Origin of the sequence: Streptomyces sp. NPDC088817 (assembly GCF_044750345.1) — a bacterium.
In the GTDB taxonomy this organism is placed as follows: Bacteria; Actinomycetota; Actinomycetes; order Streptomycetales; family Streptomycetaceae; genus Streptomyces.
On the sequence record NZ_JBIVJN010000020.1, the window covers coordinates 96252 to 109541 of the forward strand.

At 71.8% G+C, this 13290-nt stretch carries 9 protein-coding genes; 3 read left to right on the plus strand and 6 right to left on the minus strand.

Annotated elements, in window-relative coordinates; genetic code table 11:
• The first annotated feature begins 401 nt into the window (after positions 1-401).
• Positions 402-632 (plus strand): hypothetical protein, encoded by a 231-nt coding sequence (locus tag ACIP4X_RS30610; protein ID WP_031103326.1) that lies wholly within the window; start codon positions 402-404, stop codon positions 630-632.
• A 100-nt stretch (positions 633-732) separates the two neighbouring features.
• On the opposite strand, the gene ACIP4X_RS30615 is transcribed toward ACIP4X_RS30610, so the two are convergent.
• From ACIP4X_RS30615 to ACIP4X_RS30640, 6 genes are all read right to left on the minus strand, one after another.
• Positions 733-1590, minus strand: a complete 858-nt coding sequence (locus ACIP4X_RS30615; protein ID WP_358735164.1) for a serine protease — start codon at positions 1588-1590, stop codon at positions 733-735.
• A 135-nt stretch (positions 1591-1725) separates the two neighbouring features.
• Positions 1726-3267 (minus strand): RNA polymerase sigma factor, encoded by a 1542-nt coding sequence (locus ACIP4X_RS30620; protein ID WP_358735166.1) that lies wholly within the window; start codon positions 3265-3267, stop codon positions 1726-1728.
• A 710-nt stretch (positions 3268-3977) separates the two neighbouring features.
• A complete protein-coding gene (locus ACIP4X_RS30625) occupies positions 3978-4865 on the minus strand; it encodes an FCD domain-containing protein (RefSeq protein WP_391457353.1) in 888 nt (295 codons plus the stop codon).
• Between the two features lie 162 nt (positions 4866-5027).
• Entirely contained in the window at positions 5028-7358 is a 2331-nt protein-coding gene (locus tag ACIP4X_RS30630; RefSeq protein ID WP_401351461.1) for an ATP-binding cassette domain-containing protein, read from the minus strand.
• 89 nt (positions 7359-7447) lie between these two features.
• Entirely contained in the window at positions 7448-8206 is a 759-nt protein-coding gene (locus ACIP4X_RS30635) for an NUDIX hydrolase (RefSeq protein ID WP_358735171.1), read from the minus strand.
• 108 nt (positions 8207-8314) lie between these two features.
• Positions 8315-9961, minus strand: coding sequence for a DUF4192 domain-containing protein (locus ACIP4X_RS30640; protein ID WP_358735173.1), 1647 nt, complete (start codon positions 9959-9961; stop codon positions 8315-8317).
• A 154-nt stretch (positions 9962-10115) separates the two neighbouring features.
• On the opposite strand from ACIP4X_RS30640, the gene ACIP4X_RS30645 reads away from it, so the two are divergent.
• Positions 10116-12281: a RecQ family ATP-dependent DNA helicase gene (locus tag ACIP4X_RS30645; protein ID WP_401351464.1), complete on the plus strand. Its 2166-nt coding sequence runs from the start codon at positions 10116-10118 to the stop codon at positions 12279-12281.
• Positions 12282-12542: 261 nt separating this feature from the next.
• Positions 12543-13157, plus strand: a complete 615-nt coding sequence (locus tag ACIP4X_RS30650; protein ID WP_358735176.1) for a hypothetical protein — start codon at positions 12543-12545, stop codon at positions 13155-13157.
• The last annotated feature ends 133 nt before the right edge of the window (positions 13158-13290 follow it).

The window sequence follows — 13290 nt, forward strand, 5'->3', positions numbered from 1 at the left end:
GGTAAGGGCACGGCTTGGGTAGCCGCTCAGAGGGTACCGAGGCCTGGTAGAGCCCTTGTAACGCAACCCTCGGCAGGAACACAGACTAGTAGAAGGTCGCATACACGTTCGATCCTTCATCCGAGTGAAGCACATATCACGTTCCCTTCGAGGCATGAACCATTTAGGCTCCGGGCACGTCCTCATGAACAACCGGCAACCCGCCGGAGAGGACCGACCATGACCGAGAGCGCGAACCCGTACGACACATAGACACGCAATACGGCACATTCGCCGCCAAACCGGCAGCAGCCTGCCACCCCGAAGAAGATTTTTCGAGGAAAAGCCACGATCGGGAACGTTTGGGGCTGGTTGGATGTTGACCCTGGTACGACAGCTCGTCGAGCTAGAGAAGAGGCGACGTGACTACTGTTCTGACCCCCGCGAGCCCACTGACGGCCGCTGATCGCTGCGACCGCTGCGGCGCCCAGGCATACCTGCGCGTCGTCCTGCTGAGCGGCGGAGAACTGCTCTTCTGCGCCCACCACGGCCGCAAGTTCGAGCCAGAACTCAAGAAGATCGCCGCTGAGATACAGGACGAGACCGAGCGCCTGACCTCCGCCCCGGCCAACGCCTCCGAAGAAGAGCGCTGACCTCCCCGCCCGACGAGCGAGTTCCGGCGCAGGCCGGCGAACGGGCGGTCGCCCCTGGCACCCAGGAGCGACCGCCCGTCCTCGTGCCTCGCGACGCCGGTCAGGACTTGCCGGACGACAGGTGCGGCGCCTTCTTGGCGACCCTTCCCAGCGCCCGGACCACCTCGGAGACACGCGTGTAGACACCGGGGCTCCCGGCGCGTCCGCAGCCGCTGCCCCACGACACAAGCCCGATCAGGCGCCCCTGCGCGACCAGCGGGCCTCCACTGTCCCCCTGGCACGCGTCCCGGCCACCGGCGGTCTCTCCCGCGCAGAGCATGCTCTGCGGCTGGTACGTGCCCTCACCGCCGCCCGGATAGGCCTGCCGGCACTCCTCGTCCCGCAGGACGTGCACGGGTGTCCCATGGAGGCTGTGGGCGTAGGCGGCGGCACCCGTGGTGTCCCCCCACCCGTAGACCGTGGCACTCGTACCCGGCGTGTACGCCGGGTCACCCGCGGCGGCCATGGGGATGACGGCGTTCTCCGGCAAGGGCTCGGCAAGAGTGACCACGGCGAAGTCACCGGCATTGGTGGTGCGGTCGTAGTGCGGATTGACCCAGGTGGAAGTCACGGGGACCTCCTTGCCCTGATCGGAGAGCAGATCCGTACGGCCCGTGATCACCTTCAGATCCGGCGTCGGCGGCATGCCCACGGCCTCTTTGGCCAGACAGTGGGCCGCGGTGAGCACCTCGGTGCGGCCGATGGCCACGCCCCCGCAGAACTGTCCCGCACGGGTGCCTCCGAACCGGTCACGGCTGGAGAGCGCCACGGTCCACGGACTCTGCGAGACATCGACGGGGAAGCCGCCGATGACAACGCTGTCAGCGGCCACCGGCGCGGCCGCGGACAACGGTATCGCGGCCCCCGCGGCCGCCAGGACAAGCGGCCCGATCAGGGCACGGGCAGAACGGCGTCGCATGGGTGCTCCTCACTCTCGGACGATCACGGAACACCCAGAGTCATGCACAGTCACGCGACGCGCAGCACGAGGACCCGGCCCCCTGGGGGAACCGGGCCCTCGGTGTCATACGACCGGACCAGTCGAAGTACCGGACTAGTCGAGGTAGTCGCGCAGCACCTGCGAGCGGGACGGGTGACGCAGCTTCGACATGGTCTTGGACTCGATCTGGCGGATCCGCTCACGCGTGACGCCGTACACCTTGCCGATCTCGTCGAGGGTCTTCGGCTGGCCGTCGGTGAGACCGAAGCGCATGGAGACGACGCCGGCCTCACGCTCGGACAGGGTGTCCAGGACGGAGTGGAGCTGCTCCTGAAGCAGCGTGAAGCTGACCGCGTCGGCCGGGACGACCGCCTCGGAGTCCTCGATGAGGTCACCGAACTCGCTGTCGCCGTCCTCGCCGAGCGGGGTGTGCAGCGAGATGGGCTCGCGGCCGTACTTCTGGACCTCGATGACCTTCTCCGGGGTCATGTCGAGCTCCTTGGCCAGCTCCTCCGGGGTGGGCTCACGGCCCAGGTCCTGGAGCATCTGGCGCTGCACACGCGCGAGCTTGTTGATGACCTCGACCATGTGCACCGGGATACGGATGGTGCGGGCCTGGTCGGCCATCGCGCGGGTGATCGCCTGACGGATCCACCAGGTGGCGTACGTGGAGAACTTGTAGCCCTTGGTGTAGTCGAACTTCTCCACCGCGCGGATCAGACCGAGGTTGCCCTCCTGGATGAGGTCCAGGAAGAGCATGCCGCGGCCGGTGTAGCGCTTGGCCAGGGAGACCACCAGACGGAGGTTGGCCTCCAGCAGGTGGTTCTTGGCGCGGCGGCCGTCCTCGGCGATGATCTCCAGCTCGCGCTTGAGCTTGGGGGCGAGCTTGTCGGAGTTGGCCAGCTTGTCCTCGGCGAAGAGGCCCGCCTCGATGCGCTTGGCCAGCTCCACTTCCTGCTCGGCGTTGAGCAGGGGGACCTTGCCGATCTGCTTGAGGTAGTCCTTCACCGGGTCGGCGGTGGCGCCGGCCGCGGCGACCTGCTGGGCCGGCGCGTCGTCCTCGTCCTCGTCGGAGAGCACGAAGCCGGCGCTCTCGGTGCCCTCGGGCTCCTCCGCGCCCTTGGCCTCCTCGAGCACCTCCTCCTCGAGGAGCTCGACGTCGTCCTTCTTGGCGGCGGTGGTCTTCTTGGCAGCCGTCTTCTTGGCGGCCGTCGTCTTCTTGGCCACCGTCTTCTTGGCGGCGGTCGTCTTCTTGGCAGCGGCCTTCTTCGCGGGGGCCTCTTCCTCGACGGACGCGCCGGCGGTGGGCGCCGCCGGAGCGGCGGTGGCGGTGGCCTTCCTGGTGGTCACCGTCTTCGCCGCGACCGTCTTGGTGGCGGTGCGCTTGGCCGGACTCTTCGCTGCGACGCTCTTGCGGGTGCGCTTGTTGGGCTCCGCGGCACTGACCATCAGCGTCACACCCTCTTCCTCGAGGATCTGGTTGAGGCTGCGCAGTACGTTCTTCCACTGAGTGGCCGGAATCTGGTCAGCTTCGAAGGCCCGACGCACATCGTCGCCGGCGATCTGCCCCTCAGCCTTTCCCCGCTCAATGAGCGCCATGACAGAGACGGACTCGGCGATCTCCGGCGGGAGCGTACGGGATGTGCTGGCCGACACGAACAACCTCTCGGAACGTTGGAAAACGGCTTCCGGCCCCGTCCGACATGGACAGGAGCCGACCACCGGCCTGGGGATTGGGCCGACGGCGCGGGCGGGGGCCGGGAAGTTGAACAGCGCCGTACATCGGCGTCCGTATTCCCTCCTCGGCTGTCACCCCTTAGGTCATCGCGTTGTACCCAGGAGTGTTACGCCCAATCTGCGTGGCCCCAGTCACACCCCGTAAGTGCGTAAAAACGGTCAGAGGTGGGCAGATGGAGTCGGGCGCTCGCCACGGCGACGAACCCACCGGCGGATCGCCCCGGTCACGTACGGCCCCACGGGTTCCCGGGTTCGCGGCGGGGGCGGTGTCCTCGGGCGGCCGGTTTGCGGCGGGTCGGCGCCCTCGGTCGGCCCGTCTTGCGACGGGAGCGCCTCACGCGTTCGGCCGGATCGCGACGGGGCTGCGCGCGCGGTCGGCCGGTGCGCGATGGGCGGTGAGGCCCGCGTTCAGCCGGCCCGCGGCGGGTCGAGGTCCGCGGTCGCTCGGCCTGCGGCGGGTCGAGGTCCGCGGTCGCTCGGCCTGCGGCGCGAGCGGTGCCCGCGGTCGGCCGGTGTGCGACCGGGGGTGGCGCCCACGGCCGGCCGGCGACCCGCCTTTCGCGGGAGCCCGCCGGAGGACGGCAGGGCCCGGGCCGTGCCGCCCACGCAGGGACCGATGCTCGCGCGGTTCAGTGCTCGCGCGGCGCGGGGACCACCCGTTCGACCTCGGGGTGCACCGTGAGCAGTTGACGCATGGCGCCTTCCGCCGCGGTGCCGTCACCGGCCACCACCGCGTCGACGATGCGGGCGTGCTGCGCGAGGGAGGCCTCGTTCGGGCGGTCGCAGCCCGTGACGGGCCCGCCGGACACATGGAGGGCGGCCGAGACGATCCCGGAGAGGTGCTCCAGCATCCGGTTGCCCGCGATCTGGATGAGCAGCGAGTGGAACTCGGCATCCGCACGGGAGAAGGTGAGCGCGTCGCCCTGCCCCAGGGCGTGCCCCATGATCTCGACCATGTCGGACAGGCGCTGCTGGATGTCCTCGCGGCCGTGCCCGGCGGCGAGGCGCGCGGCGAGCGGCTCGATCGTCCAGCGCAGTTCGCTGAGCTCGCGGCGCTGGTCGTCGCGCTGCGGCCCGAAGGCCCGCCATTCGATGATGTCCGGGTCCAGGAGATTCCAGTCGCTGACCGGACGCACTCGCGTCCCGACGTTCGGGCGGGCGCTGACCAGGCCCTTGGCCTCCAGCACGCGGAGCGACTCGCGGACGACGGTGCGAGAGACCTCGAAGCGCTGGCCGATCTCCTCGGGCACCAGCGGGCGGTCGGCGCCCAGGTCCCCGGAGACGATCATCTGGCCCAGCTGCTGGACGAGTTGGCCGTGCAGTCCGCGTCCGCGGTTGCCTGCGGCACGCCGGCCCACGCGCCCCAGTTCCGGGTCGGCGCTCTCCCAGACGGGGCTTGCGACGCGGTCGGGGACGGGCGCCTCCGCGTAGGGGTAACGGTCGAGTTCGCCCGGGCCGACGAGACCGGAGTCTGTGGAGCGGGCGGCGGTCATCATGGTGTGCGCAAGGGTACTCACGGATCTTTTGTCGGCGTCGTCTTCAACTCCCTTGAGGTCTTTGGTGAAAAGCACACGAAAGGGTGATCGCTCACTTCGCCTCAATTGACGCCTTATCGGAAGGAAATGGGCTCTCCCTGGGAAGTTGCTTACGGAGCCCGACCGAAAGGGAGCGAACCCCTGTCATCGGGTCCGGCTCCGCAGCGCGGTCAGCAGGTACGCGCACAGCAGCGCGGCGAGCGTCAACGCCAATGCCCCGCCCAGGGGTTGGGCGACCAGCCGCGCCGCGGCGGACACGTAACGGTCACCGCCGAAGGGCCACTGCAGCAGGTGGACCTGACGGAGGCGGGCGGGAAGGCCGGCGGCGTCCCACGCCTTGCCTCCCATCACCTTCTCCACCAGGGGCACGACGAGCACCGGTACGGACAGCACGGCCGCGAGCCCCGCCGTGGTGGACCGGAACACCCCCGCGGCCAGCACCCCGGCCCAGGCGCAGCCCACCACGAGGCACAGCCAACTCACGCTCAGCGAGAACCAGTCGCCCGGGACCTGCGTGAGCTCCTGCCCGTACACGGCATAGAGCACCTCGGCGTCGCAGCCGACCGTGAGGAAGGCGAGCACCAGCGCGGTCGCCATGGCCACGGCCAGCTTCGCGGCGAGCAGCCCCAGCCTGCGGGGGACGGTGCCCCGGTCCGCCGCGAGCGCGGGGTGGCGGAACTCGTCCCCGAAGGCGAGCGCCCCGAGCAGCCCGGCGCCGAGCGCCGCCGACGGCAGAGGCAGTTGCCGCGGCCACGCCGCCAGCAGCCGAGGCTGCGGAGCATGCCCCATCCGCCCCATGACCAGAGCCGTGAGCACGGAACAGACGAGGACGACGGCACTCACGAAGAAGCCGGTGCCGACACCGGCGGCCCGGCGCACCTCGTAACGCAGGGGGCGCAGGGGGCTGGCACCGGGCCGGACGGAGATGGGGGGCGGCAGGGAGGAGGGACCGTCGACGCCGACGGTCTCGGCGGGACGGGGGGTCGGGATGGATGGGTGGGGGCGTGCGGGGTGGTCGGGGCGCATGGTGGTCGCGGCGGCTTCGCCGAGGGATTCAGCACCCGCGGACGGTTCTTCGGGGAGCGAGAAAGTGCCGGCGGCACAGGGGGCGGTGGAGGCAACGTCGGTGGAGGTGGCAATGTCTGTGGTGGTGGCGGGGGCGGCCTTGGGCTCGGGACCGGTGGTCGAGTCGCTGGCTTCGGGGGTGGCGGTCGAGTCACGGACTTCGGGGACTGTGGTCGAGTCATGAATCTCAGGCGCGGCGGTCGAGCCACGGGCTTCGAGACCAGCGGTGGAGCTGGAGGCTTCGGGACCGGTCGTGAGATCCGCGCCGTCGGCGGTACGGGTGGCGGGCGTCCCTTCACCGGAGCCGACCACCGGGAGCAGGCTTCCCTTGTGAACTGCGGGAGAGGCCACCATCGCCCGCAGTTCCAAGGGAGAGCCGAGGCCTTGTTCCGTGCCGGACGCGTTATTCGGGCGCCTGGTGACGGACGGCTCCCCCGGGTGCGGGTCGGCGGAACTGCCGTCCGCGGGCGAGGGGGCGGGAGCGGCGGCCGCGGGCGGGGGCTGCCTCTTCCCAGCAGCCGTTGAACCGGCACCAGCTCCCATGTCACCTACCTCGTGGGCGAGTTGGTGGATGAGGATCCCGTGGCGAAATGCGGCCTCACCGACATCGGCACACGTACTGCCGTAGACGGACAGCCGGTTGCCGGTCTCGCGTACGACTTCGACGGAGCGGCGGGCGGTACGGGCCTCCTTGGCCAGGAGGGCCCCGAGCCGGGCAGCGTGCGGGCTTCGCACGATGACGCGGGGGCGCAGCCGGTGGCGGGCGAAGTCCGCGACCTCCTGATCGGCGACGAGCCTGCCGCGTTCGAGCGTCACGACGCGGTCTGCGGTGCGGGCCGCCTCCTTGGAGTCCGCCGTGGTGAACAGGACCGTACCGCCCTGGTTCGCATGGGCCCGGAGCACGCCGTGCAGCCAACGGCCTTCTCGCTCGGACAGTCCGCCGGCGGGGGCGTCGAGCACCAGCGTGTGCGGGCCGGCGAGCAGGACGCAGGCCAGCCCCAGCCGGCGGTCCATCCCCCGGGACAGGGTGCCGAGTCGCTCGTCCCGGAAGCTGACGAGCCCGACGGCCTCGAGGACTTCGTCGGCGCGCCGTACCGGAAGGCCCGCCGCGGCGCACAGCATGCGCAGATGGCCGCGGACCGTGCGCGCGGGGTGTCCGGGAACGTCGCCCAGAAGAACGCCGACCTCGCGCGAGGGATGAGCGATGCGGTGCAGGGGCCGTCCCTTGAAGTAGGTGATGCCGCAGCCCTGTTGGAGCTCAAGCATGAGTCTGAGCGTCGTCGTCTTCCCCGAGCCCGCCGTTCCGAGGAGCGCGGTGACACGACCCGCGTGCGCTTCGAAGGAGACGTCGTCTACGGAGGACGGAAGGTCCTTACGGGAGTCGCTGGTCAGTCCGAAGGCCTGGATCACCCGCAGCAAGATAGCGCGTCATGTCCGCTTTTTCCGGGTATCACGCCTCGCTTTCGGCAACCGCAACGACGGCGACGGGCGGACGAGGCTCAGACCTCCGGGCGCAGCATCGGCGGGTTGAGCAGCGTGGCTCCCCCGGCCCGGAAGAGCTGGGCCGGCCGGCCGCCCTGGCGGGTGGTCGTCCCTCCGGTCGGCACGAGGAAGCCCGGGGTGCCCGTCACCTTGCGGTGGAAGTTGCGCGGATCCAGGGCAACGCCCCACACGCCCTCGTAGACACGGCGCAGTTCTCCGACGGTGAACTCCGGCGGGCAGAACGCGGTCGCCAGCGACGAGTACTCGATCTTCGAGCGGGCCCGCTCCACTCCGTCCGCGAGGATCTGGGAGTGATCGAAGGCCAGCGGCGCCACCGGCTCTCCGTCACGGCCGTAGCCGCCCTGGCGCAGCAGCTCCTCCACGGGCGCCCAACGGGCGTGGTCGGCATCGCCACCCGCCCGGGGCGCCGGCAGATCCGGAGCCAGGGCGAGATGGGCGACGCTGACGACCCTCATCCTCGGGTCACGCTTCGGGTCGCCGTAGGTCGCGAGCTGCTCCAGGTGCGCGCCATTGTCCTGGACCGGGGCGAACGGGTCGTGTGCGCGCAGCCCGGTCTCCTCGGCCAGTTCCCGCGCCGCCGCCTGCGCCAGGTCCTCGTCCTCCCGCACGAACCCTCCGGGGAGCGCCCACCGGCCCTGGAACGGCGGCTCACCCCTGCGTACCGCCAGCGCGCACAGGGAATGGCGGCGCACGGTCAGCACGACCAGGTCCACGGTGACGGCGAAAGGCGGAAAGGCTGACGGGTCGTAGGGCATGTCGCGATCATAGTCGTCTGCCTGACGATAAACACTCCCTTCGCCGGTCCCGTCGATGGCTGATCCGCATCGGTCCTCCCCCCTCTTCGCGGCCCTGTGCGCGCTCCCTCACGGGCGCTTCTCGGAGGCCCCGCTCCCCCGGTCGGCACCCGGCCTGCCGGCGCCCCGGCGACGCGAACCGCCCCGTCCTGAAGTGCGCGTACCCGGACGACCCGACGCCCTGGCGGGACCCGGGCACGGTCCGTCCGTCCGCGAGGTCGCGGGGCGCGATCCTGCCGGGACGGGCCCCTCCACGCGTGTCCGACGACCACGGCGGGACGCGGGGGCAGGCGCCCCCGAGGCAGCGCTGCCCCCGGTGCCGCTCGCCCCGTGCGGCACCACGGCATCTCCGGCATCCGCGGTGACCGCGGTGGCCACGTCCCCGGGGGTCGCGATGTCCTCGACGTCCCCGGCGTCCCCGGGGGGCGCGGTGATCGCAGTGATCGCGTCGCCCCTGCCGGCCGGTTCGCCCTGGGCGGCCTCGGTCCCGACCGATGCCGCCCCGGCCACTTCGGCGACGGCGCCGACGTCCGCCGCTGTCGGCCTCGTCCGTCCCCGGCGCTCCGCCCGCAGGCAGCGCCGGACCGACTCGGGGTCCAGGCCATCGTTGCAGGCCTGGTGCAGCAGGCGGGCGAAGAGGTAGTCGGGGTCCGCGCCGAGTGCCATGGCCAGCGCCTCGCGGGCCTCCAACTGGTCCCCGGCCGACCAGGCCACCCAGCCGGCGAGGGTCAGGGGAGCCGCGGCGTGCTCTCCGTACGGACCGACACAGCGCCGGGCGAGCGCCCGCCACAGCCGCAGCGCCGGGCCGGCCTCGTCGCCCTCCATCCACTCCGCCGCGCGGTCCCGTGTCGTGCGGTCCTGGAGGCCCAGGATCAGCGACGCCGCTTCCTCGTGATCGAGCAGCTGGTCGTCGTGGAGGTCCGCGCGGGCGGCACCGGATACGAAGGGCGCCTCGGCGAACCGGGTCATGACGCGCTCGGCGAGCCCCAGGGTCTCCTCCGCCACCGAGACACGCTCCGCCTCGTCGAGAATCCTGGGCACCAGGGACAGGCCCGCGGTGTCGAGGGCGATCTCCTGTTCCAGGGCCGCGGCGGTCTCCCAGGGAAGCAGCCTGGCCCGCAGTTCCCTCAGGCTGCCCCTGACCTGGACGCCCGCGTACGCCGCCGCGGCGGCCAGTACGGAGGTTCCGGGCAGTCCCATGGGCAGTCCGTCGTCGGGGCAGCATCCGTCGGTCGGGCAGCAGTACGACCAGAAGCGCCCGCCGGAGATGCACAGTGCCTCGATCACGGGGACGTCGAGCAGGCCGCACTCCGTACGCAGCTTCTGGGCCAGCGGCTCCAGCCGCCGTACGACGTCCCGGCCCGACTCGCCCGCTGCCGGCTCCTGGCAGAGGAAGGCGACCATCTGCCCGGGCTTGGCGCCTCTGCGCTCGCTGCCCGTGATCAGGCCGTGGGCCAGCTGGCGGGCGGCGAAGGGCCAGTCGTCGCTGCTGGCGGGAATGCCGAGCCGGGCGCGGCCGCCGAACCGGCCGCGCCCGCCCCGGTCGTTCAGCGCGACCAGGACGATGCTGTCCTCGGGGCGGTAGCCGAGCAGATAGGGCAGGGCGTCCGCGAGCTCGGCGGGGGTGCGGAGAGTGACCTGGTGCACGGCGGCGGATCCGTCGTACGCGATGTCCCCGTTTTCGAAGGGTCCGGTCGTTTCGCTGTGATTCGTCATGTGCCGACGATCTCGCGGAATGCAAAAGTCCGCTTGGGCCTGTGGACAACTCTGGACGAGGACACGTCAGCCGCAGCCCGCGTACCGGCTTCGGCGCGCCTGGCCCGGCTGCGCGCTTTCCCGGTTGTCAGTGCCGTCCTGTTGTATGGAACCCATGGAGCACACGAGCAACGCCGACCTCCGGAAGGCGGCCGACGCGGTCCTCGCCCGCCTGGTCGGCGACGGCACGGGCACGGCCCGACTGCGCGAGGACCAGTGGAAGGCGATCGAGGCCCTCGTCGCCGACCGGCGCCGGGCCCTGGTGGTGCAGCGCACCGGCTGGGGCAAGTCCGCGGTCTACTTCGTGGCCACCTCCCTGCTCCGGGCGCGCGGCAGCGGCCCCACCGTGATCGTCTCCCCGCTGCTCGCCCTCATGCGCAACCAGGTCGACGCCGCGGCCCGCGCCGGCATCCACGCCAGAACGATCAACTCGGCGAACACCGAGGAGTGGGACACCGTTCAGGACGAGATCGCCGAAGGGGCCGTCGACGTCCTGCTGGTCAGCCCCGAACGGCTCAACAACCCGGACTTCCGCGACCAGGTCCTGCCGAAGCTCGCCGCCGCGACGGGGCTCCTCGTGGTCGACGAGGCGCACTGCATCTCCGACTGGGGCCACGACTTCCGCCCGGACTACCGGCGGCTGCGCACCATGCTCACCGAGCTCCCGCCCGGCGTCCCCGTCCTCGCCACCACCGCCACCGCCAACGCGCGCGTGACCGCGGACGTCGCGGAACAGCTGGGGACCGGCGACGCCTTCGACACCCTGGTGCTGCGTGGCCCGCTGGACCGGGAGAGCCTCAGCCTGGGCGTGCTGCGGCTGCCGGACGCCGCCCACCGGATGGCCTGGCTCGCCGACCACCTGGGCGACCTGCCGGGTTCCGGAATCGTCTACACGCTCACGGTGGCAGCCGCCGAGGAGGTCACGGCGTTCCTGCGGCAGCGCGGCCACACGGTCGCGTCCTACACGGGCAAGACGGAGAACGCCGACCGGCAGCAGGCCGAGGAGGACCTGCTCGCGAACAAGGTCAAGGCCCTGGTCGCCACCTCGGCGCTCGGCATGGGCTTCGACAAGCCCGACCTCGGCTTCGTCGTGCACCTGGGGTCGCCGTCCTCCCCCATCGCCTACTACCAGCAGGTGGGCCGCGCCGGCCGCGGCGTGAAGCACGCCGAGGTGCTTCTGCTCCCCGGGAAGGAGGACGAGGCGATCTGGGAGTACTTCGCCTCGCTCGCCTTCCCCTCCGAGGATCTGGTGCGCCGCACCCTCGACGTGCTCGCCGACGCGCAGGGGCCGCTGTCGCTGCCCGCCCTGGAACCCCTGGTCGAGCTGCGCCGCTCCCGGCTGGAGGCCATGCTCAAGGTGCTCGACGTGGACGGAGCGGTCAAGCGGGTCAAGGGCGGCTGGATCGCGACCGGCCGGCCGTGGACGTACGACGCGCAGCGCTACGAGTGGGTCGCACGGCAGCGGGAGGCCGAGCAGCAGGCGATGCGCGAGTACGCGGCGGCGACGGACTGCCGCATGGAGTTCCTGCAGCGCCGGCTCGACGACGACAGCGCCAGGCCCTGCGGCCGCTGCGACAACTGCGCGGGGGCCCGTTTCACCGCGGACACCACCACCGCGGCCCTGGACGCCGCGCGCGTGGACCTCGGCCGGGCCGGTGTGGAGGTGCAGCCCCGCCGTATGTGGCCGACGGGTCTACCGGCGGTCGGCGTCGATCTCAAGGGACGGATCCCGGCCGGTGAACAGGCCGCCGAGGGAAGGGCGTTGGGGCGGCTCTCCGACATCGGCTGGGGCAACCGGCTGCGGCCGATGTTCGCGGCCCATGCCTCCGACGCTCCCCTGCCGGAGGATGTGGCGCGTGCCGTGGTGGGCGTGCTGGCCGACTGGGCGAAGGGCCCCGGCGGCTGGGCCCCGAACGCGGTGGACGCGCGGCCGCGCCCGGTCGGCGTCGTCACCATGCCCTCCCGCACCCGGCCCCGGCTGATCCACTCCCTGGGCGCGCACATCGCGGAGGTCGGCCGCCTTCCGCTGCTGGGCGGCGTGGAGTACACGCCGGACGCGCGGCGGGTGCCGCGGAGCAACAGCGCCCAGCGGCTGAAGGCGTTGGACGGGGCACTGACCGCACCCCCGGCACTGGTCTCCGCCCTTGCCGCCAACCCCGGCCCGGTACTGCTCGTGGACGACTTCACCGAGACCGGCTGGACCCTCGCGGTCGCCGCCCGCCTGCTCAGAAGGGCCGGCGCACAGGCGGTGATGCCACTGGTCCTGGCGGTGCAGGGCTGACGGGACATGTCTGCGGCCCGCATGAACGACGCGGACGGTCCCAGGAGTCGCGGCGCGAGCGCCGGGTAGGGATATAAGCCGTGGGTCACCCGATAACGGCCGGTGCCCTCAATTGCTCGTTGCCGCATCCCAGTTCGAGAGGAAGAATTGAAGTCCGCTCCCCGCACGGCTCAGCCGTTGGCCGGTAGGGCTCTCCTGCGGTGTGCGCTCCCCCGAATCCGATCCCGCCCGCAGTGTGGGCGCGTAGCCGAAGGGAGGAACGTGACCTTCGGATTCGCTCCGTCCTCGGCGGCATCGTTGTCAACGTCCGCCACCTCCGTCCACCGGGTGCTCGAACCCGCGGAGTGGGCGGCCGCGGGCATCCCTCTGCTGCGCAACCCGCGGGAGGTCGTCAGCGGGCTGCACGCCCGGCACCGGCCCAGACCGGCCACCGCCGTGGTCGCGGTCCTCGACCTGGACGAGCGGGTGCGGGCGAGTGCTTCCTTCGTCCGTCGGCAGGCGCCCGCCGACGGCTGGATGTTCCGCAACGCGCTGCTGGCCCAGCTGCGCCAGGTCATCCCGCACGACCTGCGGCGCCGCACCCCGGTGCGCACCGCCGTACTGCTCTACTGCCGTGACGGGGACGCGCGTTGGACCGAGGAGGACGGTGCGTGGATGTGGGGACTGCGTGACGCCTGCACGCTGCACGGGCTGCGCTGCGGGGCGTACATCACGCTGACCCGGGACGGCTGGCAGGTCCTCGGCGAGGGCCGCGGAGGCCGGCGGCCGCACGCGTACTCGGCACCCGAGCCCTTCGGCACCGCCGAGGCTCCGCCCCCGCTGCCCCGCACCGGCGGCGCGGCCTCCGAGGTGCTGCGCCGCGCGGCGGCCCGCTGACGAACGGCACGCCCCCGTCGCCCGTTCGTTCCGGACGGCCAACCGGTGTGCGCACGACGAAGGCCCCGCCGCCGGCCGAACGGCGGCGGGCACGACGTCGGTGCCCCTCGGCCCGGACGCACCCTGGACCGCC

What these genes read in the sequence shown, in the direction of transcription:
- ACIP4X_RS30645 (WP_401351464.1), top strand. Translation starts at nt 10,116, where the DNA reads ATGGAGCACACGAGCAACGCCGACCTCCGGAAGGCGGCCGACGCGGTC.
- ACIP4X_RS30615 (WP_358735164.1), bottom strand. Translation starts at nt 1,590, where the DNA reads ATGCGACGCCGTTCTGCCCGTGCCCTGATCGGGCCGCTTGTCCTGGCG.
- ACIP4X_RS30635 (WP_358735171.1), bottom strand. Translation starts at nt 8,206, where the DNA reads ATGCCCTACGACCCGTCAGCCTTTCCGCCTTTCGCCGTCACCGTGGAC.
- ACIP4X_RS30640 (WP_358735173.1), bottom strand. Translation starts at nt 9,961, where the DNA reads ATGACGAATCACAGCGAAACGACCGGACCCTTCGAAAACGGGGACATC.